At 69.7% G+C, this 20,842-nt stretch carries 18 protein-coding genes, 1 tRNA gene and 1 pseudogene; 8 read left to right on the top strand and 12 right to left on the bottom strand.

Annotation, left to right across the window (positions count from 1 at the left end; genetic code table 11):
• Positions 1-325: 325 nt before the first annotated feature.
• The gene (locus tag ACZ7NC_RS23375; protein ID WP_471490896.1) at positions 326-763 is read right to left on the bottom strand and encodes a hypothetical protein; all 438 of its coding nucleotides are present in this window, start codon (positions 761-763) and stop codon (positions 326-328) included.
• 395 nt (positions 764-1,158) lie between these two features.
• On the opposite strand from ACZ7NC_RS23375, the gene ACZ7NC_RS23370 reads away from it, so the two are divergent.
• Entirely contained in the window at positions 1,159-1,635 is a 477-nt protein-coding gene (locus ACZ7NC_RS23370; RefSeq protein WP_471490894.1) for a PASTA domain-containing protein, read from the top strand.
• Positions 1,636-2,108: 473 nt separating this feature from the next.
• Here ACZ7NC_RS23370 and ACZ7NC_RS23365 read toward each other — a convergent pair whose 3' ends face one another.
• The gene (locus ACZ7NC_RS23365; RefSeq protein WP_471490893.1) at positions 2,109-2,960 is read right to left on the bottom strand and encodes a helix-turn-helix domain-containing protein; all 852 of its coding nucleotides are present in this window, start codon (positions 2,958-2,960) and stop codon (positions 2,109-2,111) included.
• A gap of 10 nt (positions 2,961-2,970) precedes the next feature.
• Complete coding sequence (locus ACZ7NC_RS23360; RefSeq protein WP_471490891.1) at positions 2,971-3,717, bottom strand: DUF6879 family protein; 747 nt, start codon at positions 3,715-3,717, stop codon at positions 2,971-2,973.
• 174 nt (positions 3,718-3,891) lie between these two features.
• On the opposite strand from ACZ7NC_RS23360, the gene ACZ7NC_RS23355 reads away from it, so the two are divergent.
• From ACZ7NC_RS23355 to ACZ7NC_RS23345, 3 genes and pseudogenes are all read left to right on the top strand, one after another.
• Positions 3,892-4,092: a hypothetical protein gene (locus tag ACZ7NC_RS23355; protein ID WP_471490889.1), complete on the top strand. Its 201-nt coding sequence runs from the start codon at positions 3,892-3,894 to the stop codon at positions 4,090-4,092.
• Positions 4,089-4,455 (top strand): annotated as a pseudogene (locus tag ACZ7NC_RS23350) (DUF6415 family natural product biosynthesis protein). The gene ACZ7NC_RS23355 and the pseudogene ACZ7NC_RS23350 overlap by 4 nt, the downstream one beginning before the upstream one ends.
• Complete coding sequence (locus ACZ7NC_RS23345) at positions 4,445-4,774, top strand: hypothetical protein (RefSeq protein ID WP_471490887.1); 330 nt, start codon at positions 4,445-4,447, stop codon at positions 4,772-4,774. Before ACZ7NC_RS23350 ends, ACZ7NC_RS23345 begins: the two are co-directional and overlap by 11 nt.
• A gap of 596 nt (positions 4,775-5,370) precedes the next feature.
• Here the strand turns inward: ACZ7NC_RS23345 and ACZ7NC_RS23340 are convergent.
• A tRNA-Val gene (locus ACZ7NC_RS23340) sits at positions 5,371-5,442 on the bottom strand.
• A gap of 205 nt (positions 5,443-5,647) precedes the next feature.
• Between ACZ7NC_RS23340 and ACZ7NC_RS23335 the strand changes: the two genes are divergently transcribed.
• Together ACZ7NC_RS23335 and ACZ7NC_RS23330 are read left to right on the top strand one after the other, a co-directional pair.
• Positions 5,648-6,430: a DUF4097 family beta strand repeat-containing protein gene (locus ACZ7NC_RS23335; RefSeq protein ID WP_471490886.1), complete on the top strand. Its 783-nt coding sequence runs from the start codon at positions 5,648-5,650 to the stop codon at positions 6,428-6,430.
• 74 nt (positions 6,431-6,504) lie between these two features.
• Entirely contained in the window at positions 6,505-7,932 is a 1,428-nt protein-coding gene (locus ACZ7NC_RS23330; protein ID WP_471490885.1) for a hypothetical protein, read from the top strand.
• Positions 7,933-7,974: 42 nt separating this feature from the next.
• Here the strand turns inward: ACZ7NC_RS23330 and ACZ7NC_RS23325 are convergent, their stop codons facing one another.
• The 3 genes from ACZ7NC_RS23325 to ACZ7NC_RS23315 form a co-directional block, all read right to left on the bottom strand.
• The gene (locus tag ACZ7NC_RS23325) at positions 7,975-9,141 is read right to left on the bottom strand and encodes an amidase domain-containing protein (protein ID WP_471490884.1); all 1,167 of its coding nucleotides are present in this window, start codon (positions 9,139-9,141) and stop codon (positions 7,975-7,977) included.
• A gap of 95 nt (positions 9,142-9,236) precedes the next feature.
• Complete coding sequence (locus ACZ7NC_RS23320; protein ID WP_471490883.1) at positions 9,237-10,523, bottom strand: polysaccharide deacetylase family protein; 1,287 nt, start codon at positions 10,521-10,523, stop codon at positions 9,237-9,239.
• A gap of 51 nt (positions 10,524-10,574) precedes the next feature.
• Positions 10,575-12,710 (bottom strand): transglycosylase domain-containing protein, encoded by a 2,136-nt coding sequence (locus tag ACZ7NC_RS23315; RefSeq protein ID WP_471490902.1) that lies wholly within the window; start codon positions 12,708-12,710, stop codon positions 10,575-10,577.
• Between the two features lie 251 nt (positions 12,711-12,961).
• Here ACZ7NC_RS23315 and ACZ7NC_RS23310 point away from each other — a divergent pair, with 251 nt between their 5' ends.
• Positions 12,962-13,180, top strand: a complete 219-nt coding sequence (locus tag ACZ7NC_RS23310; RefSeq protein ID WP_471490882.1) for an FmdB family zinc ribbon protein — start codon at positions 12,962-12,964, stop codon at positions 13,178-13,180.
• Positions 13,181-13,183: 3 nt separating this feature from the next.
• On the opposite strand, the gene ACZ7NC_RS23305 is transcribed toward ACZ7NC_RS23310, so the two are convergent.
• Genes ACZ7NC_RS23305 through ACZ7NC_RS23295 form a run of 3 tightly spaced genes read right to left on the bottom strand, consistent with a single transcriptional unit; the run spans position 13,184 to position 17,786 of the window.
• A complete protein-coding gene (locus ACZ7NC_RS23305) occupies positions 13,184-13,996 on the bottom strand; it encodes an HAD family hydrolase (protein WP_471490881.1) in 813 nt (270 codons plus the stop codon).
• Complete coding sequence (locus ACZ7NC_RS23300; protein WP_471490879.1) at positions 13,996-16,566, bottom strand: phosphoribosyltransferase; 2,571 nt, start codon at positions 16,564-16,566, stop codon at positions 13,996-13,998. Before ACZ7NC_RS23300 ends, ACZ7NC_RS23305 begins: the two co-directional genes overlap by 1 nt.
• 53 nt (positions 16,567-16,619) lie before the next feature.
• Positions 16,620-17,786, bottom strand: coding sequence for an HpcH/HpaI aldolase/citrate lyase family protein (locus tag ACZ7NC_RS23295; protein WP_471490878.1), 1,167 nt, complete (start codon positions 17,784-17,786; stop codon positions 16,620-16,622).
• A gap of 186 nt (positions 17,787-17,972) precedes the next feature.
• On the opposite strand from ACZ7NC_RS23295, the gene ACZ7NC_RS23290 reads away from it, so the two are divergent.
• Positions 17,973-18,776, top strand: a complete 804-nt coding sequence (locus ACZ7NC_RS23290) for a TerD family protein (RefSeq protein WP_471490877.1) — start codon at positions 17,973-17,975, stop codon at positions 18,774-18,776.
• A 35-nt stretch (positions 18,777-18,811) separates the two neighbouring features.
• Here the strand turns inward: ACZ7NC_RS23290 and ACZ7NC_RS23285 are convergent, their stop codons facing one another.
• Positions 18,812-19,549, bottom strand: coding sequence for a TerD family protein (locus ACZ7NC_RS23285; protein WP_471490875.1), 738 nt, complete (start codon positions 19,547-19,549; stop codon positions 18,812-18,814).
• A 101-nt stretch (positions 19,550-19,650) separates the two neighbouring features.
• A complete protein-coding gene (locus ACZ7NC_RS23280) occupies positions 19,651-20,799 on the bottom strand; it encodes a DUF475 domain-containing protein (RefSeq protein WP_471490874.1) in 1,149 nt (382 codons plus the stop codon).
• Positions 20,800-20,842: the final 43 nt, after the last annotated feature.

Raw genomic sequence — 20,842 nt, 5'->3', positions numbered from 1 at the left:
GAGCGAGTAACTGCCACTCCTGGTCAGTGAGTTCATGACGCCGTATCACCCCGCCATGATCCACCACTCGGTGATCTTTGAAGACGGACCCTAGATCCATTCGTTGGCCAGACGTAAACATGCGATTCGGGGTGGAAGGCAGCCCGGCAGATGGCCGCGAGGTGGTCACCGAGGCTCCCGAACACGGGAGGCCGCCGGAGCAGATGGAGCTCGACGGCCACATCTACCTGCTCAGGATGTTCGGAGCCGAGCCGCATGCCACTGCAGAATGGCACTACTGCTGGCTACGCTCGCAACCGCAGCGTTCATAGTGCCTTGCGGGCAACTATGGCGCATCCTGGCCTCGCGCCTCCGACTGGGCAGCCCTGAGGCGGCGGACTCGCTTGAGTGCCCGGCGCCGACGCCACTGCCACCAGCGCAGCTCGTACCCCAGGTCGAGTCGGCAAGCGTCAGTGAAGGCTCGCTGTGCCTCCATAGCCACAACTACGGCCTGGGCATAGGCCTCCGAATCGCCACCAGCCACCCGGATGGCCTCGCTTGTAGTCGCCAAGGCTTCCTCGGCTGCCTGAAGCGGTTCAGGTGATGCGACCAGCCGCATCTCGAAGTACGCCTGGACCAAGCTCGTGCGGCGCTCGTGCGTCATCTGCAAGATCTGTCGAGTTCGGGAGCGGCTGATAAAGAGGCCGCTGATCTGCACCTCCTCGCGCATCAGGTCGGCGAAGTGCAGCGCCTCACAGACCGAGTCGAGAAAGGTGCGGTACACCTCGCGCCGCTCCTTGCGACTTCCGAGCTTGATGCCGGGCTCTGGAGCCAACTTCTTCGTTGCGACTCCCACCAGGGCCCGAGCCCCGGCAGATGCCGCCGCAGTGACTGGGTCCACGTGATGAGCTCCCGTTATGGCTGATTTGCCGGCCGCTCGGTATTCGCGGCAGGCGCCAACCTATCGGCTGACGTGCACAGTTCCGCCCGCTTCGCCCACTACACACGACGACCGTTGTTGCGTTCCGGGCGATCATGCCGCATCCTGACCTCACGTCCGGCGTGCCCGGACCCAGACGCTACGAAGGCCCGCCACTGCGCGGGCCTTTGTCGTACCTGGCACCCATTCGTGTCACAGGAACGTCACTCCACCTTCACACCTCCCCCACGCAGCGCATGATGCTGCTGCAGCTCATCGAGCAACCCTGGGGGGACATCATGCGCATCCGCACCATCGCGGCCGGCTTCGCCGCCGCAACGCTGCTGACGCTCACCGCCTGCGAGGGCACCAGCGACACCAGCTCCAGCAAGCCGGACACCGCGGCCGAGGAAACCAGCAGCCAGACCAAACAAGACACCGACGCCACCGAGGCCGAGACGGACGAACCCACGGAAGCGCCCGCGGACGACGCTGGCGCCGCCGAGCCGGAAAACGCGACGCTCCCGAACCTCGTCGGCCAGGACCTCCAGGCCGCCCAGGACGCGGCACAAGCCGCAGGCTTCTACGTCCTCGACGACCAGGACGCCAGCGGCCAGAACCGCTTGCAGGTCTTCGACCGCAACTGGACCGTGTGCAGCCAGAAGCCCGCGGCCGGCACGCACCCCACGGACACGGCCGTGACCCTGTACGCGGTCAAGGACGACGAGACCTGCTGAACCGCTCTTGACTGGCCCGGCTGCCCTCCCCGGTGGCCGGGCCTTCGCATGTCCGGAGGTGACCTCGTGGCCGTCAATCGGGACAAGCGCCCCGTCGACGAGGACGACTACCGGCGCGTGCGCGAGCTCCACGCACTCGGCATGGGCCGCAACGCCATCGCCCGCGAGATCTTCCGCGCCCAGCGCACCGTCAGCGTCATCGCCGCCGAGCTGGAGCTCGTCTTCGACACGTCAATGACCGAGGCGACCGCCGCTCGCGTCGCCCAACTCGCCGCCCTGCGCGCCGATACCGGGAAGGAGCTCGACGAACTCCGCACGGACGTGGAGGCCCTGAAGAAGAACCGCTGGCCCCTGGCGGCGGTCGGCGCCCTGACCGGCGTGGCCGGCGCCGCAACCGGTGTGATCTCTCTGCTCGTCCCTGAAACGGTTTGCCCCCTCTCGCCTTCGGGCGGGAGGGGGCCTTTCGTCGTGCCTCAGCGCGGATTCAGCGTCCTACGCGCACGGTTGATCACGTTCTGCGCGTCCGCCCCGAACACCGCAGACTCGCCGAGGGTGTCCCACACACGCCGGTACGCGGTCACCGTCTCGTCGTCGTCCAGCCACAGCTCGGCGTGCCAGTCCTCGGCAATAACGAGCCTGTTGTCGAGGATCCAGAATCCGTTCGCGGTGGGGATCTTCAATGAGGCACCGAGGGGGATGACGCCGAGCTCGATGGTGTCCATCCCCACGTGGCCCGCCAGGCGGTCCAGTTGAGCCGCGAGCACCGACGGCGGGCACACGAGGGCGTGGAGCGCGGGCTCCCACACGAGCGCGTGGAAGCGTCTACCGCCCTGATACAGCCAGGATTGCCGCTCCATCCGCGAGCGGACGGCTGCTTCCGTATCGCGTTTCGTGCCCTGGAGGTCGGCGTACCGCAGGAACATGTGCCGCGCGTAGTCCGCGGTCTGGAGCATGCCCGGGATAACCGCCTCTTCCCACGCGTGGATGACTCGGGCCTTGTCCACGGCGACGTTCCAGGTGTCCTGGACGGGCCGATGGCCGGCGCGGAGCTGGCGGCGCCAGGAGCGAATGTGAGACTCGAACCCCTTGAGCCGGGCTACCAGTTCCTCGGCAGTGTCCGAGTGGCCGACGGCGTCCGCCCACGCCTTGAGGTCCTCCGGGATCGCGGTCTGCCGGCCGCCCTCCAGCTTGTACACCTTGGAGTGCGGCCAGCCGAGCCGCTCTGCGAGCTGCGTGCCGGTGAGCCGGCCTCCCGAGGCGGACAGGCGTAGCTCCTTCAGCCGTCGGCCCAGGGCCTCGCGTGCCTGCTGGTAGTCCGTGCTCACCGGCGCCGGGTCAGCCCTTCAGCTGTGCGGCGAAGGCGTCGTACGGGATGGAGGCGTGCACGGCCGCGTCGCGGACCTGGCAGTAGCGCAGCACCTCGGCGGGCTCGGTGATGATCTCTACGTCGTGGAAGACGTCCTGGTCGTCGAAACGGAGGATGGCGACCAGTCGCGAGTCGAAGAGCCAGAAGTCCTCGGCGGGCAGGTGCGCCTGTTCGGCGTCCTCGCGCCACAGGTTACGGGCGTCCTCTCCGGTGGCCGCGTTGACGCGGGCGTAGCTGAGGAGGAACCGCTGACCGTCGGTCGGCGGGTTGTCGACGACGCGCACGCGGCCGACGTACTTCCCGGCCGCCGTCTGCCGGCGGATGTTCTGGCACCAGTCACTGTCGAGGTCACTCGGGGCTTCGCCGGTGGCGAGGAACTCGTTGAAGCCGAGCTCTTCGCGGTCGGAGGCGTAGCCACGGCGGGTCTCCAGGTGCCACGCCGAGTGTTCGAACGTCTCGAAGAGCTGGCCGAACTCGTCCAGGCCGATCAGCTTGGGCACGCGGTCCGTCTCCTTGGGGCCGTGGTTGACGAGCAGTTCGCGGGGGACGGCCACCACCGCGTCGTGTGCGCCCAAGTGCTGGAGCTGGGCAATGTCTTCGGCGTCCGTGACCGGCCGCCCCTGTACGAGGATCTCACCGCTGTCGAGGTCCTCGTGGACTGCCGGGCATCCGCCGTTCTTGCTGTCTGTGCCGTTGAAGCGAAGCCGTCGCGCCATGGTCGTCTCCCGTCAGTACCGGATCGGTCGCCTACAGCATCGCCAGGCTCGGTGGCCTCTGCCAGCGCCCGCGCACGGCGTTGCGAGACCACCCGAGACCATTTCGTGAGCCGGTGAGAACATTCGAGAACATCGCATGGCGGCTGTCAACGGGGCCTCCGTAGCGTCCAGTTCATGGTCAAAGCCAGCGTGCAAGAGGTCGACCCGTTCGCGGCACTGGAGTCGCTGAGGTCGTCATTGGATCAGGCCGGGATCGTCTTCCCCTCCCTCAGGGTCGACCCGCAGATGGAGCAGCTGATCGAGCTGGGGCGCGTCCGCGTGGACGTGGCCCTGAGGCTGGCTGACGCACTCCGACGAGAGGGGACAGCGCAATGAGCGCGACGGAGTCCACGGACACCTCGCCGAGCGTCACCTCGATGCGTGCCGCAGCGAGCTGGTTTGTCGACCAGCCCACGCTGCCCCGCCACGAGAACCTCAAGATTTGGTCCGCCGATCTCACCGACTACCTCGAACGCCTGATCCCTGCGGTCAAGGAGCTTGCCGGGATCGGGCCGGCGGACGACGCGTCGGCGATGTTGGCTATGGGGGGAGTCGGGGAGGTCGGAGCGGAGGCTGTTCGAGCCGGGTGCCGCGGGCCTGAATGGGGAGACCGAGCGTGTACGAAGGCTGGCCCGGTCGGTCATCGCGCTGTGCGACCACCACGTGAACCTGAGCGAAAGCAGCGGCCATGATTCGTGAGTTGGTCGCGGCGCTCAACAGGATGCCCACGAGACCGTCGTTCATGGAGACCTGCCAGGAGTGCGGGGACCTCCTCGACGATCTCGTCAAGGCGTGGGTGCGCGCGGCGCATAACCCGCTCTACGACGGAGCCCTGCGCGTCGAGATCGTCCTTGCCCGGCACCTGGCAGCGGAACACTCCGAAGCCCTTCCTGAGCCCCACGCTGACGGCTGCGAGACCTGCGCGCGCTTCGAGCGGCACGGATCACCGGATGTCTTTTGGCGAGAACACCTGGCCCGGGACCTGTTTCTCCCCACTGACCTTGCCCGGCTGATGTAGCTCCCTCTGTCGGCAGCGTCGTGGACGCGTCAGCAGCGGGATGAGCCGCGGCCGCCCCCGTCGGGGGCGGCCGCTTCGTGGTCGTCGCGTGGCCCCTGCGTAAGGGTGCCGGTCCGAGGCGTGTGGCCCACCTGATGTAGGACACGCTGGGGCGTATGCCCGCATGGCATGCCATCCCCCAGCGCACACGGATGACGCGTGGCGTACCTGTGTCCGCCGGAAAGCGTCATCCTTCGCTCTGACTCGGTCAGAGCGAGCCGCCCCACCCCCTTGCCGGGGTGGGGTGGTCTACGTTTGTACGAACGACCCCCGCCGATCCAGTCGGCGGGGGCCGCCGCCCGCAGGCCGGGTCTCCCCACCCAGTCCCGCAGGTGACGACGAGCCTGTGTCTGGCGCGCGAGGGGAGTCGCGCCGTCCTCGTCCCGCTTGGCGGCGTAGATGCCGCTGAGCAATGATCAAGTCCCCCGAACGGGTGATGGTGAAACCATGATCACGTGGGGTTGTGGATTCTATGTGGACTCCGGCCATGAGAACGGCCCCCCGGAGATCACTCCGAGGGGCCGCGAAACCCTAGCTGAGCTGGGGCTTGTCCACCGTGGGCGCGGACGGTTTCGAACCGCCGACATCCTGCTTGTAAGGCAGGCGCTCTACCCCTGAGCTACGCACCCGAGAACGAGTCGACAGCCTACCTTGCCAGGGGCCGTGTCCCGCAAACCCGTTTCGTCGGAGGTCAGGGAAGTCCTGGGGTTATCCCCACCATGGATCCGGGAGCGTCCCGGATCCCGTGCCGGGGCCGGTGTCCGTACGGTCGAAGCACCATCGCACTCCTGGGCCGAAGAGGTCGGCCCGGGGAAGCCCCAGGGGGAGATCGTCATGGCTCGTGCCCGTCGTACCGTGCCCGTCCGCGCCGCCGCCGTCGCCGGAGCTGTCGTGGTGCTCGTCGCGGGTCTCGCCGCCTGTGGGGCCTCCGCCGGGGACGACAAGGAGCCCGAGCACCGGTCGTTCGCGCTCGAGGGCCGGACCCTGACCGTCGACTCCGACGACTCGGCGCTGGAGATAGTCGCCGCCGACTCGAACAAGGCGGGCACGGTGGAGGTCACCCGGTGGTTCCAGGGGTCCGTCGCGATCGGGTCGGATCCGAAGGTGACCTGGTCGATGGAGGACGACCGGCTGGTGCTGCGGGAGAAGTGCTCGGGCATGGTCGCCGACTGCTCGACCAAGCACCGCATCGAGGTGCCGCGCGGAGTCACCGTGAAGGTGGAGGACGGGGACGGCAGCGTGCGGGCGCGGGGGTTCCGGGACCCGCTGAGCATTCACACCGGGGACGGGGGCGTGCAGGTCACCGACTCCAGCGGTCCGCTGGACCTGAAGACCGGGGACGGGTCCGTGCGGGTCTCGGACGTCTCCTCGCGGCAGGTGAAGGCGCAGACCGGAGACGGCTCGGTGCGGCTCGAACTGGGCACCGTGCCGGACCGCGTGGACACCCGCAGCGGCGACGGATCGGTGACGATCGAGCTGCCGCGCGCGACGTACCGCGTGACGACCGAGACCGGCGACGGCTCGGTGGATGTGTCCGTGCCCCGGGACGACACCAGCTCCCACCGGGTCTCGGCCCGCACCGGCGACGGAAAAGTCACGGTCCGAACCGCGAACTAACCGGCCCGTGTGTTCGTCCTAAACCGGTGGGAGAATGACACCGGGCAGGGTGAATGACAGCACGGGAGAGGGATGTGACGGCGACACCTCCAGAGCCGAACTCGCCGTCAGTGCCGCGGGCGCAGAACCATTCCGCGCGGGGCACCGCCCAGCCCGCACCCAGGATCTCGCGCGGCTCGCGCCAGGCCCTCCGTGACGCCCTCGCCCTGGCCGCCCTCCCCCTTGTCGTCGCCCTCGCGCTGCCCGCCGCCTTCGCCGGCGGCGGCACCCGGCGCTGGTTCGGCGGGCGGGCCGAGAGCCAGCGGGCCGAGGCGCAGGCCGCGAAGGACGCGGCGGCGGCCGCGTTCTACGAGCTGGACACGGCCCAGCGGGATCTGCGGATCTCGATCGAGACGATCACGGCGGTGGACGACTCCCCGGCCGCCCGCCGGGCGATCACCGACTTCGAGGCCCTCGGGCGGCGTATCGACGAGGTCTCCCACCAGTACATCCAGGCCGTCGACGCCCATGACCTCGACCGCGACGACCTGGAGGCCTCGGCCGCCGCCCATGCCCGTACGGAGCTGGCGAAGGCGAAGGACGACCTCGACAACGTCAAGCGCGAGCTGGACCGTTTCACGGACGGGCTCGGGCCGCTGCTCGGCAAGGCCGAGACCCAGCTGGCCCGGCTCGCCCCGGCCGTGGAGCGCGCCCGCCAGGGCCTGCTCGCCGCGTCCAACGCCCTGGACACCGTCCGGGGATCGGGGCTGAAGGCGGACGACCTCGCGGCGCGGCTCGCGACGCTCGGACCGGAGCTGACCAAGCTGAACCAGGGCGCCGGGCAGCATGGCGTGCCACAGACGCTGGAGCGTGCCGAGCGGGTCGCGCGGGAGGCGGAGTCGGTCCGGGTGGAGGCCGAGCGGCTGCCGGAGAAGGCGGCCGAGATCGACCACCGGCTCGTCTCGCTGCGGACGCGCGCCCAGGCGCTCACCACCCGTGCCGGGCAGGTCGAGCCGGTGCTGAGCGAGCTGCGGCGGCGGTTCACGGCGGCCTGCTGGCAGGACCTCCAGGGCGTCCCGGACGGGGCCGCGGAGAACGTACGGCAGGCGGAGCTGAAGCTGAAGGAGGCCCAGGCCGCACGCGACGAGCAGCGCTGGCCGGACGCCACCGCGCTGCTGTCGACGGTCCGGGCGCTGCTGAACGGCACGGACGAGTCGGTGTCGGCGGCAGGCGACCGGCTGCGCCGGCTGAACGCCGTACAGAAGGACCCGCAGCAGGAGATCGACCGGACCCGCTTCGCGATCCGGGACGCCCAGCGGCTGGCCATGGCGGGGCGGAACACTCCGGACCCGCGCGATGCGCGCCCGCTGGACGACTCCGTCGCCCGGCTGGAGCGGGCGATCGGCACGCTGGAGGGGCGCCACCCGGACTACTGGCACTTCCTGACCGAGACGGAGGCGGTACGGCGGACGGTGGCCGGGGTCGTCACCCGGATCCGCGAGGAGCGCGGGGCCGGTCACTGAGCCGTACCGCCTCCGTCCCGTACCGCCTCCGTCCCGGGGTGATCAGGTGCGGTAGGCGTAGTACGCCGCGTTCGGGTCCGACGCGATGACGCTCGCCAGCGAACGCCGGTAGGTGTTCGAGGAGTGGTACGTCAGATACGGCACGCCCTGCGGGCTGCGGTAGGTGACGATCATCGTGTGGTCCTTGGACCCGTCCTTGTCGAAGTCCATCTGGAGCACGTCACCGACGTCCATCTGGTAGACGTTGGCGAGGCTGGTGGTCCGCTTGGAGTTCTGGGCGAACCAGGACCACTCGTTGACGCCGACGAACGAGTGCGACTGGATCTCGGCGTTGCCGAACCACTTGGTGTAGTCGTACACATAGCCGGGCACGTGCTTCCAGCCGCCGGCCTTCAGGGACTGGCTGACGAAGTTGGTGCAGTCGCCGCCCGCGCCCTGTCCGTTGAAGTCCGGGTAGTCCTTGTTGTAGCTCCTCCAGTACTTCTCCGCGTAGGCGGCCATGGCCTTGTAGTCCAGGGCGGTGCCGGTGAGGTTCTTGGGCTTGGCCGGTGCGGGGTAGGTGGTCGCGGCGCGCGGGGCCGACGGCGTGGTGTCGTCCACGGCGGGCGCCCTGACGGACGGCTTGGCGAGCGTGTTCACCGCGATGCCCTGGTCGGTGTCGCGGATGCCGGTCAGCTGCCAGTCGCCGTGGCGGTCGGCGGTGAAGGTGAGTTCGTGACGGGCCTGGAACCCGGTGGTCCTCGGCTCGTCGCCGCGGACCTTGTCGTAGGTCAGGGTCGTGGTCTCGGTGACCGCGGCCCTGGCCGTACGGCCCGTCACGCGCGTGGCGTCCAGGGTGACGGCGGTGTCGGCCTTGCGGTACCTCTCGCCGAGCCGCGCGAGAAGGTCCTTGCGCCCCTCCAGCGTGGACCGGGCGGTGTCCTCGCCCCGGGCCACCGGGGAGGACAGCCGGACGTCGCCGGAGAAGCCGTCGGCCAGCGGCTTCCGGCTCCGCTCGCCGTCGACGAGGGCCTGGGTGCGGTCGGTGAAGACCGCGTCCGCCAGTCGCTGGAAGGTGGCCCTGGTGCGGGCGTCCACCGTCGGGTCGTCGACGACCGCGGCGCCGGCGCTCCAGGTGGGCAGCAGCGCCGCTCCGGCGACGATCGAGGCGGCGGCCGCCCCGACTATGGTGGCGCGGCCGCGCGTACGGGGCAGTTTTCTTGATCTCACGGGGATTCTCCTCGCCCGAGGTGGTCGAACCCGGGCAGGGAATGTTTACACGATCTCCGCAACTGTGAAGAACCCGGGGGTTGTTGAGCAGCCGACTACTTCACCACGGTCGACCAGTCGGGCGACTGTGCCGGGTCCAGACCGCGCAGCCGCCGCAGGGTCTCCGGTTTCTGTACGTCCATCCAGTCGGCGAGCTCCCTGAAGGACACACACTTGACGTCCCTCTTCGTGCACACGTTCTTGATCACCTGGTCGACGGCCTTCATGTAGATGCCGCCGTTCCACTCCTCGAAGTGGTTGCCGATGAAGAGCGGGGCCCGGCTGCCGTAGTAGACCCGGTTGAAGCCGGCCATGTAGGTGTCGAGCGTCTCCCGCTGCCACTCGGCGTGCCGGGCCGGGTCGCCGTCGGTCTCGCCGTCGGACTGGTTGTAGAGGAAGTTGAAGTCCATGGACAGGCCCTGGAAGTCGCCGCCCTCGTAGGGGAGCATCTGGAGCGGGAAGTCCCAGATGCCGTTCTTCTTCGTGGGCCATATCTGGAAGTCGCCGGTGGAGCTGGCGTCATAGCGCCAGCCGTAGCTCTTGGCGGCCTTCAGCAGGTTCGACTGGCCCTCCAGACAGGGTGCGCGACCGCCGGTGACCTCCTTCTTGAAGTCGAAGGGCAGCGGGGCGAGGTCGGTGTAGCCGGTGTTGGTCTTCCAGTGCTCCACGAAGTCGTAGAACTGGTCGATCTCGCTCTTCCACTGCGCCACGCTCCAGTCGTCGCCGCCCTTGGCGCCGCAGAAGTGGCCGTTGAAGTGGGTACCGATCTCGTTGCCGTCCTTCCACGCCTTGCCGAGCTGCTCCAGCGTGCCGCGGATGTGCTCGTCGGTGGCGAAGCTGATCGCCGCCGAACCCCTGGAGTGCTGGGGCGGGGAGTAGAGGTCCTTCTTGTCCTTGGGGAGCAGGTAGATGCCGGTGAGGAAGAAGGTCATATGGGCGTCGTACCTCTTCGCCAACTCGCGGTAGTGCGAGAAGAGTTCGTCGTCGCCCTGCAGCGCTCCGTCCCAGGAGAAGACCACGAACTGGGGCGGCTTCTCGTCGGGTTTGAGCGGCTCGGGCTTCAACTGGCCTTTCGGCGGACCGGTGTAGGAGGTCGAGCCGTCGCCGAGCACCTTCGTCCTGCCGTCCCACTCGGGTTCACCGCTCGGCTCGGCGGAGGCCCGCCTGCCGGTGTCGCGGGCGGCGGAGGACGCGGTGGGGGCGGCGCTGTGCGTGCGGTTCAGGACCAGATAGCCCCCGACGAGGGACGCGACGACGAGGAGGGCCGCGAGGGTCAGCATCCCCGGGGGCGGATTGCGGCGGGGTTCGCGGGGGCGGCGGCGACGGCCGGACGGTGACATCATGCGCGGCTCATTCTGCGAGGGGGGTGGGGGGTTGGGGGGCCGGTCGCCGGGTCAGCCGAGACCGAGGGCGCCGGAGAAGATGTCGTACGGGACGCTGTCGGCGGGGGTGCCTGCGATGCCCTTCAACGGCAGTGGTTCGAGGCTCTTGGCGAGATCGATGCGGTAGGCCACGACGGCCGTGGAGACGGAGGCCGCGGTGCCGACGTACCAGGCCGCGGTGTCGTCCGGGGTGGTGCCGGCCTTCCCCGCGACCCGCGCCTCCGGGGCGGCGGTGACCGGGTGGGCGAGCGTGAAGGCGTCCCGCAGCGCGGACTGGACCTGCTCGGCCACCCGCGCCGGCACCGCACGGCGGGAGGCGGGCTTCGCCAGCCTCACCTCGGAGCCGTTGCGTGTGATCCGGGCCACCGAGTACGGCTCGGCATGCGTACCCCCGGCGGCGAACGTGGCGTACCCGCTCGCCATCCGGATCGCGCTGGGCGTGGCGCTGCCCAGGGACAGCGCCGGCACCTGCGGGCCGAAGCTGGAGGAGAGCAGGCCGGCCGCCTCGGCGGTCCGGCGCACCTTGTCCAGGCCGGTGTCCATGCCGAGCTGCATGAACGGTGTGTTCACCGACAGGGCGAGCGCCTTGTGCAGGCTGATCCGCCCGTAGTCCTGCCCGCCGTCGTTACGGGCGGCGACCTGTTTGCCGCCGCGGTCCCAGTAGGGCCCCTCGGGCGTCATGACCGGCACGCCGTCATCGCCGTCGTACAGGGTCTCCGGGGTGACCTCGGTCGCGGCGCCGTCGCGGGTCTTGTGGACGCCGTTGTGGAGCGCGGAGGCGTAGACGAAGGGCAGGAACGCCGAACCGGCGGGGACGGTGGTCGCGTTGGACTCGTTGTAGCCCTGCGTACGGTGGTCCGGGCCGCCGTGGACGGCGAGGATACGTCCGTCGGTGGCGACGGAGGCGGCGCCGTAGTGCGCGGTCGCCGCCGTCGCCGGGTGGTCCTTCCGCGCCTGCTCGCGGGCCTTGGTCACGGCGTCGGTGAGCGCGGTCTCCCGCTTGCGGTCGAAGGTCGTGTAGATCTGGTATCCGCCGAGGTCGAACTGCTTGTCCGTCAGGTGCGCGGCCTTCTTGGCGTACTGCGCGGCCAGCTCCACCAGATAGTCGCTCTGCTTGCCGGTGTCGTAGCCCCGGGCCTGCTTCAACGGCTCGGGAAACTCCCGGTACTTGGCCCGCTCGGCCGGCGACAGCCTGCCGATGTCGACCATGCGGTCCAGGATCCAGGACCAGCGCTCCACCGCCCGCGCGTGGTTGGCCTTGCTCAGCGCGGGGTCGTAGAGGGCGGCGCCCTTGAGGAGGGAGGCGAGGACGGCGGCCTCGCCGGCGTTCAGCTCGCCGACGTCCTTGCCGTAGTAGGCCTGGGCGGCGCGCTGTATGCCATAGGTGCCGCGGCCGAACCAGCTGGTGTTGAGGTAGCCCTCCAGGATGTCGTCCTTGCTCATCCGGTTGTCGAGCTTAAGGGCGAGCATGGCCTCGGTGAACTTGCGGCCCACCGAGCGGTCCTGGTTGAGGTAGACGTTCTTGACGTACTGCTGGGTGATCGTGGAGCCGCCCTGGGTGTCGCCCTCGCCGAAGGTGCGCCACACGGCGCGCGTGAGGCCGCTGAGCGAGATGCCGGGGTCGCTGTAGAAGCTCGCGTTCTCCGCGGCCAGCACCGACCAGCGGACGTCCTCGGGTATGTCCTTCAGCGGCATGTCCTGCCGCCGCACCCAGCCGGTACGGGCCATGGGCGTCCCGTCGGACCAGAAATAGACGTTGTCCTGCTGGGTCGCGTACGAGTTGAGGTTCTTGGGGATGTCGGTGGCGGCGTACGCCACGGTCAGGGCCGCGGTGGTCAGGCCGAGGAAGGCCAGCGCGACACCGAGCCACTGCCGCCATGAGGGCATCCAGCGGCGCCAGCCGGTGCGGCCGGGGCGCGGGTACCGGGGCCTGAGGCGGCGCAGGTGAGGCGCGAGGCGTGCGGCCCAGGGGGCGGCGACGGCTCTGAGCCGGGACATGGCGTAGGGGCGCCCGGCCCTGCGGCGACGCCCCCGTGCACGGAATGTGCGCGTGTCGGCGGAAACGTCCGAGTCACGGGACAAGCCCGCCCCGACCGTCCGTAGTTGCACGGTCTCCTCCGGCGGGAGCGCGGGGACCTTCAACTGCATGGTCTCGTCCGGCTCCTGCCCAGCCCTGGTCACGGCTGCGCCCCTCCCCGCATTCGGTCGTGCCCGCGCGGAGGGGCATGGCCGCCGCGGTCAACGGCAGCGCGCCCCCTGTTCCCCCGGCCTTACGGCTCCTCGCGGCGATCGAAAAATATCAGTGACCTTTTCAAATTCTCCACACCGGTACCGGCCAGGGTTGATCGCAAACGGTTGCAGAGGGGTGTGTATCCGGTCAGGCCGATTAGTCTGTGACCATGCCTCGCTACGAGTACCGGTGCCGCAGCTGCGGTGACACGTTCGAACTGAGTCGTCCGATGGCGGAGTCGTCCGCGCCCGCGAGCTGCCCCGCGGGGCATGAGGACACGGTGAAGCTGCTGTCGACGGTGGCCGTCGGCGGCACGGCCGCCGCCCCCGCGGCGCCCAAGGTGAGCGGCGGGGGCGGTGGGTGCTGCGGCGGGGGCTGCTGCGGCTGACGGCTACTGAGGCGCCCGCGTCTCCTTCAGGAACTCCCGCAGGATCCGCTCCCCCGCCAGCACCCCGCGCTCCGGCAGCGCGCTGATCGCCGGAGCCGTCCAGTCGGCGTCCGCGAGCTCGCCGTGGCCCGGGCGCCAGCCCCTGTCGGCGGCCAGCAGCAGGTCGGCGTCGAGGAGGGAGTCACCGGCGGCCAGTGTCAGATCCGCCCCCGTGCGACGGGCGACCTCGTGCACGGCGGCGCTCTTGGTGAGCGGCTTCGGGACGGCGTAGATCTTGCGGCCCTGGAGCGACACCGTCCAGCCGCGGTTCTCCGCCCACACCGCGAGCTCCTTCACCCACTCCTCGGGCAGCAGCTCGCGCTCGACCACGAGGTAGGCGAAGAGGTCCTCGGCGATCCGGTGCTTGCGCACCCACGCCGGGGACGCCGACGCCATCAGATGGTCCTGCACCTCCGCGAGCGGCGCGCACCGCTCGGCCAGCCGGGCGGCGACCCGCGCGCTCCAGTCGGGGTCGGAGACGCCGTCGACGAGGATGTGGCCGCCGTTGGCGCAGATCGCGTACTTCGGCTCGGGGCCCGGCAGGTTGATGCGCTGGTACTGCTTGCGGGTCCGGGTCGTGGTCGGCACGAAGACCGCCGCGTCGCCGAGCTCGGTCAGCAGCTGGGCCGCCGTCTCGGTCATGTACGACAGCGGCTTGCTCTCGTGCACCTCCACGCACAGCAGCCTCGGCGCCCGCGCGTCCGGCATGGTCAGCGCGAGGGCCGCGGCGGAGTAGATCAGCGTACGGTCGAGGTCGCTCGCCACCAGCACCGGCATCAGAGGTTCACCGCCTTGCCGTCGGCGCCCGTCGCGCCTCGCGTGTACTTGGGGTGGATCAACCCCACGCACGTGTACGGCAGTTCGGCCACTTCCTCCACCGGTACTCCTCTCTGCTCGGCGAGCAGGCGTACATGGTCCAGGTCGGCGCCGGCCCCCGCCCGCGCCAGGATCTTCCAGGGCACCCGGCGCAGCAGCACCCGCGTGGTCTCACCGACGCCCGGCTTGACGAGGTTCACGTCGTGGATGCCGTACTCCTCGCTGATGCGCTCGACGGCCGCCCAGCCCTCCCAGGTCGGCTCGCGGTCGCCGGACAGCAGCTCCTTGGCGGTCGCTTCGACGGCGTCCACGACCTCCGGGAAGCGGGCGGCGACGGCGTCCAGGAAGGCCACGGAGACATCGACGCCGGCGAGTTCGCGGTAGAACTTCGCGCCGTGGTAGTCGTGCGGGCCGACCAGGTCGGCGCGCAGCACGGTGCGCGAGATCAGGCCGGACACCGTGGAGTTGAGGCACGCGGACGGGATGAGGTAGTCCTCACGGGTGCCGTACGTCCGCACGCACGAGCCCGGGTCGGCCAGTACGGCGATCTCCGGGTCGAAGCCGGTGACGCCGTCGGACGCCTCGAACTCCCGTATCGCCGCGGTCAGTTCGCGGGTGATGGCGCCCTTGCCGGTCCAGCCGTCGACGAAGACGACGTCCCTCGGGTCGTGGTGCCGGGCCAGCCAGCGCAGGGCGTTGGCGTCGATGCCGCGGCCGCGCACGATCGAGACGGCGTAGTGGGGCAGTTCGAGGTCGTGCCGGAACTGGGCCCAGCGGCGCATGAGAACGCCCACGGGGGTGCCGGCGCGGGCGAGGGAGACAAGCACCGGACGCGGCGAGCGCTCCGCCAGCACGAGCTCGGTGACCGCGCCCACCGCCTGCGCCAGCCGCGCCGCCGACTCCTCCAGGGCCGTGTGGAACAGCTCCTGGTACTGCTCGCTCGGCTGGTACTCCACCGGCAGCGACTCAGCGTAGTGCGCGCCGCCGCTCTGGATGGCCTCCTCGCGCTCCTCGGTCGGCGCCTCCAGCGTCACGTCCGAGAGGTCCTGCAGCAGCCAGCCGACCTCCTCGGGGGCGTACGAGGAGAAGGCGGGGCCGCGGAGGGGCTCGGGCAGCATCGGGGGCCTTTCGGGAAGGGCCAGGGGCCCGGGGACGTACGACGGCACGACCGCCAGCAGGACATGGGGGGTGTGCGCGGCCAGCTGTGCCAGCAGTCCGTCGGGGGCGTGCAGTTCGGGGGTGTCGGCGGTCGAGTCGACGACGGCTATGACGGCGTCGAAGCCGGCGCCCGCGACGTTGTAGGCGTAGCGCTCGCCGGGGCCGTCCGCCGGGTCGTCGTGGGCCGGGAAGACCAGGCGGGTGCGTATCGCGTAGCCGGGGTCGTCGACCGCGAGGACGGGCGAGCGGGTCGTGGTCGAGTAGCGGACCTCGGCATCGGCGACCTGCTCCAGTTCGCGGGCCAGGCGGAGGGGGGCGTACATGAGCTCTTCGAAGCCGAGTACATGCACACGCCGGGCGCTCTTGGGCAGCGCCTCGGCCAGGCGGGCGGTCATGGCGGGCAGGGCGCCCTCCAACCGGGCCCGGTGGGCGGGGGTAAAGCCGTGCCGGCCGCCGTCGGGGAGGCCGAGGGGCCAGTGCAGGTCCACGCGGGTGATGTGGGGGTGGGTGCGGTTGTCGTCGGGGTGCGGGCCGGTGGGGGTTGATCGCGCCTCAAGGCCGGCGGTCCCGCCATCGCCCTCCAGGGGCGCGGGGAACTGCGCGACCAGCCCCGAAGCGGCCGCAGGCGACCGATTGCCCATCGCGGCACTATCGCTCTCGTACCGCGCCACCAACGCCTGCCCCTTCTCCAACACCCCCTGGGGCAGCCGTACGGTCCCCGAAGCGGCCGCCACCAGGTCCACCCGGGCGCCTATCTCCCGCGCGAACTCCTCCAGCCGCCCGGCATCCTTCGCGGACCGCATGTCCACCAGCGCCACCACGACATACCGCCGCCGCGGATACCGCTCATGAAGATCCCGGACGGTGTTCAGCACCGTGTTCCCCGTGGAGAACTCGTCGTCGACCAGGACCAGCGGCCCGTCGCCGACCAGCAGCGCCGGATCCTCCGGGAGCAGCAGATGGGAGGTGGCGTGCGAGTGGGACTCCTCGAAGCCGCCCGCCCGCGCGACCCCGGCGACCGGGCGGCGGGTGGAGTGCAGATAGGGGGCGAGGCCGAGGCCGTCGGCGACGGAGTGGCCGAGACCGGTCGCCGTCTCCGCGTAACCGAGGACGACCGCCCTGGCGGCCTGGTCGGCGCCCAGCAGCTCCCGCACCCGGCGGCCGAGGGCGAAGCCGGCGCCGTACACCACGGAGGGTGACTGCGGTACGTGCTTGCCGAGCACGTTGGAGACCAGGAGATGGGCCCGCTTGGGGTTGCGGCGCAGGGCCAGCCCCAGCATCCCCGTGAGCTCGTCGTCGCCCACGAGCTGGACCCCGAGCCGCTCGGCGACCCAGCTCCCGGACCAGACCCCGTTGTTCACTGCCTTGTTCATGCGTCCCTTGGTTATAGAAGCCGGTCGGCTGGTTGGAAGCCGGTCGGCCCGGTTCAGCCGGGAATCCCGGCGGCGAGCAGTTCCACGAAGCCGATGTCCTCATTGGCCACGCCGAACACCTCGGCCCGCAGCATGGTCCGCTCGGCCCAGGCGCGGTGCGGCTTCACCTCGTTCATCTTGTTCGTGTACTGCGACCTCAGTACACCCCCGCCGCAGCGCTCCGGCTTCAGGATGTCGTTGGCGTCACTGAACTCCTCGTGGCTGACCACGGAGAGTGCGTGCACGGGCAGCACATGGGAGGGGTGGATGCAGGTCTTGCCGAGCAGGCCGTTGGCGTGGTCCAGCGTGATCTCGCGCAGCAGGCCGTCCATGGAGTGCTCGATGAGTGCCTCGCGCAGCTCCTCGGCCTGGCCCTCCAGGAAGGGGCTGCGGCGCAGCTGGGGCTTGAACATACGTTCCTGCACCCGGAAGTACTCCCACACCGGCCCGGTCACCGTGAATCCGGTGCCGTCGGCCCGGCCCAGCATGTTCACCACGTCGGCGATCACTGAGGCGACGATCTGGACGTCGTACGCGGTCATGTCCGGGGCCCGGCGTAGCCCGTACGACGAGCAGAAGTCGGTCACGCCCAGGCGCAGCGCGAGCACCCGGTCCCGGTACTTGTCGACGGCGCGGAAGATGCCCTCCAGGGTCTCCACGCGTGACTCCCGGTAGAGCAGCTCGGGCGACTCCAGCACCGGCATGGCGAACAGCCGGCGTCCGCTGTGTGCCTCGGCGGTCGCGAGGGCCTCCAGGAAGGGCATGCCGCGTTCCTCGGTGAACTTCGGCAGCACGAATCCCGACAGCAGCCGGACCGCGGGTCCGAGCCGCCCCACGAGATCGGGGATCTGCTCGGGCGTGCGGACCCGGATGAAGAGCAGCGGCAGATCCGCCGAGGGACGTGCGGCGAGGTCGCTGAACTGCCGGACGAGGTTCTCCTCGCCCTCCGGCACGTCCTCGTCGCCGATCGAGTCCTCCAGGCACAGCACCATCGAGACCACGCCGCGTCCGGCCTGCTTCACGATGTCGTCGGCGAGCTGCGGCCGGGTGGCCGGACTGTAGAGCGTGGCCCCCAGGGCCGCGGAGAGCAGCCGGGCCGGGGAGTCGGCGGTGAATTCGCACGACTCCTGGTGGAAGAGGCGTTGCCGCACCTCAGGGGCGATGTGCCCGAAATGACGCATAGAGCTCCCCCGTGGTGACTCTGTGGCCCCTGTGACCCGTTCACAGGTGGCCGGTAATAGTACGTAGATACCCATGTCAGGGGTTCCCGACGGGCATGAATTTCTGGTAACGCGGACAAACACGACCGCGCACACCATGCATACCCCGCGTTGTCGTGACCAGGACGGAGAGGGCAGGATTGCCGCATGACGCACGCGATGTTGAAGGGGTCGAACGTCCCACTCGAAGCCACCACGGTGCGCGCCGTGCTGCGCTGGACGCCCGGGCAGGGGGTTCCGGATGTCGACGCCTCGGCTCTGCTCCTCGGCCCCGACGGTCGTGTGCGCTCCGACGAGGACTTCGTCTTCTACAACCAGCCCCGACACCCCTCCGGGAAGGTCTGGCGACTCGGCAAGAAGCGGCTCGCCGAGGGCCTCACCGACACGATCCAGACAGATCTCGCCGGTGTCGAGTCCACCGTCGGTCAGATTCTGCTGGTCGCGTCGGCGGACGGCGTCGCCTTCGACCGCGTACGGGACCTGCGCATCGTGCTGTACGACGGCGCGGCCGCCGACGGTGATCCGCTGGCGTACTTCGACATCAAGCCGGAGACCGGCGCGGAGACGGCCCTGATCTGCGGTGAGCTGTACCGCCGTGGCGAGGGCTGGAAGTTCCGCGCCCTGGGCGAGGGCTACTCGGACGGTCTCAGGGGCCTGGCCACGGACTTCGGCATCTCGGTGGACGAGTCGGAGGCCATGGAGGACCCGGCACCGGCGCCCGAGGTCTCCCAGCCGCTGCCCCCGGAGCAGCCGACGGCCGTCGTCCCGCCCCAGCCGTCCTACGGCTATCCCCAGCAGCCCCCTCCGACCCAGCCGGCCTACGGCTATCCTCAGCCGACCGGCCAGCCGGCCATGGCCCAGTCGGGTTACGGCTACCCGCCGCCGGCGACAGCGGCATCGCCCCAGGAGTTCCAGCTGCCGCCGCAAGGCCCACAGTTCATCGGACGGTGACGCCCCTTCCGGGGCTCGCCCGAGCTGCTGGGTGACTACTTCTCCGCCTTGGTCTTGTACCCGCGGCCCCACTGCAGTCCCCACCCGAACAACCGATCCAGCTCGGCCTGGAACCCGTAGACGAACTTCACCTCACGCCGGACCCAGATCTCCCCCTTCACGTTCTCGATCATCACCACCGCGCAGGACCGGGCCTGCGGATGCCGCTCGTCGAGGCCTATCTCGATCCGGGGGCCGTTGCTCGGGTACAGCGTGACGATCGCGTGTGTACGGTCGAACGCCGGCGTCTGGTCATAGATGTACACAAAGACCAGCAACCGCTTGATGTTCTCCCGGTGATCAAGGTTGACGTAGATCGTCTCCCCGGAGGCCGACCCGAACCGGTCGTCGCCGCTGAGCTTCACATACGGCGGTGAGTTGACGTCCCCGAGGAACCCGCCCAGCGGCTGGACGACGCCCTTCGTGCCGTCGGTCAGCTCGTACAGCGCCCCGAGGTCGAGGTCGACGTTGACCATGCTCTGGCTGTGCCCGAGCACCTCCGGCGGCTTGAGCGCCTTGAACGGATGGCGCAGCAGGCTCTCCCGCTGTGACCCCCCGATGTCGGACGTCCGCATCCGCCAGGTCAGATTGATCCGCAGATGCCCGGTCGCCGCGCCCTGCTTCGTGAGTGAGACCCGGTCGTGCCGCTTCGTCAGCTCGATCGAGTTCGACGAGGCGCTGCCCGAGTCGAACTCGGCCGACCGGCCACGCCAGAGCCCGTCCAAGAAGCCCATTCCGCCCCCACGTCCCACGCAGACCTGCGTTCACTGGAAAAACCGGCGGGGCGGCCGGAGCCCGGCCGCCCCGCACAGAGCGTTCCTCACCCGCGGGGGTGTCACACCCCGGACGAGACCTCAGTCTTCTCGTCCGAGCCCTCCGCTTTTCCCTCCGCGGCCGCCAGCGCACGGTTGCGGCGCACCGAGGACCAGAAGGACCAGCCGATCAGGACCACACCGACCAGGCCGGTGACGATCTCGTTGATCTCGTACTGGATCGTGACCAGCAGGATCATGGCGAGCGCGCCGATCGCGTAGTGCGCGCCGTGCTCCAGGTAGACGTAGTCGTCGAGGGTGCCCTGACGCACCAGGTACACGGTCAGCGACCGGACGTACATCGCGCCGATACCGAGACCCAGCGCCATCAGGACGATGTCGTTGGTGATGGCGAAGGCGCCGATCACGCCGTCGAAGGAGAAGGACGCGTCCAGGACCTCGAGGTAGAGGAACATGAAGAAGGCGGCCTTGCCGGCCAGGGCGACCGCGGAGCGCGGCTTGCCGGAGCGCTCGGCCTCTTCCTCCGCCTCGTGCTCGCGTTCCTCCTCCTCTTCGAGCTTGTCCTCGAAGTAGCCGGAGAGACCGCCCACGATCATGTAGGTGATCAGACCCGCGATGCCGGAGAGCAGGACCGTCTCCGCCTTGTCGACGTGCGCGCCGCCGTGCTGGTGGGCGTTGGCCGCGAAGGTCAGGGCGGAGATCAGCAGGACGATCAGCGCGATGCAGACCGACAGCATGTCGACCTTGCCGAGCTTGGCCAGCGGGCGCTCCAGCCAGCCGAGCCACTTGATGTCCCGGTCCTCGAAGATGAAGTCCAGGAAGATCATCAGCAGGAACATGCCACCGAAGGCGGCGATCGCCGGGTGGGCGTCAGTGACGAGCTGCTGGTACTGGTCCTTGTCGCTGAGCGCGAGGTCGACCGCCTCGATCGGCCCGAGCTGGGCACTGATCGCGACGATCACGACGGGGAAGACCAGCCGCATACCGAACACGGCGATCAGGATGCCGACGGTGAGGAAGATCTTCTGCCAGAAGGCATTCATCTTCTTCAGGATCCCGGCGTTGACCACCGCGTTGTCGAACGACAGCGAGATCTCGAGGACGGAGAGGATCGCCACGATGCCGAGGGCGGTCCACCCCCCGAAGAGGACCGCTGCAACCAGGCCGAGCGCGGTGACCGCGAACGACCAGCCGAAGGTTTTCAGAACCACTGGCTACCCAATCCTATGTGTACGGGGCTCCCGCGCGCCGCAC

The sequence above is a fragment of the Streptomyces sp. NPDC111802 genome (assembly GCF_055634335.1).
Note: the sequence above shows the minus strand (reverse complement) of the source record. Positions and strands in the feature narration are given on the sequence as shown.

Excerpts from the sequence above, each read along its gene's own strand:
- ACZ7NC_RS23295 (WP_471490878.1), bottom strand. The coding sequence starts at position 17,786 with ATGCGTCATTTCGGGCACATCGCCCCTGAGGTGCGGCAACGCCTCTTC.
- ACZ7NC_RS23345 (WP_471490887.1), top strand. The coding sequence starts at position 4,445 with ATGATTCGTGAGTTGGTCGCGGCGCTCAACAGGATGCCCACGAGACCG.
- ACZ7NC_RS23320 (WP_471490883.1), bottom strand. The coding sequence starts at position 10,523 with ATGATGTCACCGTCCGGCCGTCGCCGCCGCCCCCGCGAACCCCGCCGC.
- ACZ7NC_RS23315 (WP_471490902.1), bottom strand. The coding sequence starts at position 12,710 with ATGCAGTTGAAGGTCCCCGCGCTCCCGCCGGAGGAGACCGTGCAACTA.
- ACZ7NC_RS23305 (WP_471490881.1), bottom strand. The coding sequence starts at position 13,996 with ATGCCGGTGCTGGTGGCGAGCGACCTCGACCGTACGCTGATCTACTCC.
- ACZ7NC_RS23290 (WP_471490877.1), top strand. The coding sequence starts at position 17,973 with ATGACGCACGCGATGTTGAAGGGGTCGAACGTCCCACTCGAAGCCACC.
- ACZ7NC_RS23370 (WP_471490894.1), top strand. The coding sequence starts at position 1,159 with ATGCTGCTGCAGCTCATCGAGCAACCCTGGGGGGACATCATGCGCATC.
- ACZ7NC_RS23300 (WP_471490879.1), bottom strand. The coding sequence starts at position 16,566 with ATGAACAAGGCAGTGAACAACGGGGTCTGGTCCGGGAGCTGGGTCGCC.
- ACZ7NC_RS23360 (WP_471490891.1), bottom strand. The coding sequence starts at position 3,717 with ATGGCGCGACGGCTTCGCTTCAACGGCACAGACAGCAAGAACGGCGGA.
- ACZ7NC_RS23355 (WP_471490889.1), top strand. The coding sequence starts at position 3,892 with ATGGTCAAAGCCAGCGTGCAAGAGGTCGACCCGTTCGCGGCACTGGAG.
- ACZ7NC_RS23285 (WP_471490875.1), bottom strand. The coding sequence starts at position 19,549 with ATGGGCTTCTTGGACGGGCTCTGGCGTGGCCGGTCGGCCGAGTTCGAC.
- ACZ7NC_RS23335 (WP_471490886.1), top strand. The coding sequence starts at position 5,648 with ATGGCTCGTGCCCGTCGTACCGTGCCCGTCCGCGCCGCCGCCGTCGCC.
- ACZ7NC_RS23310 (WP_471490882.1), top strand. The coding sequence starts at position 12,962 with ATGCCTCGCTACGAGTACCGGTGCCGCAGCTGCGGTGACACGTTCGAA.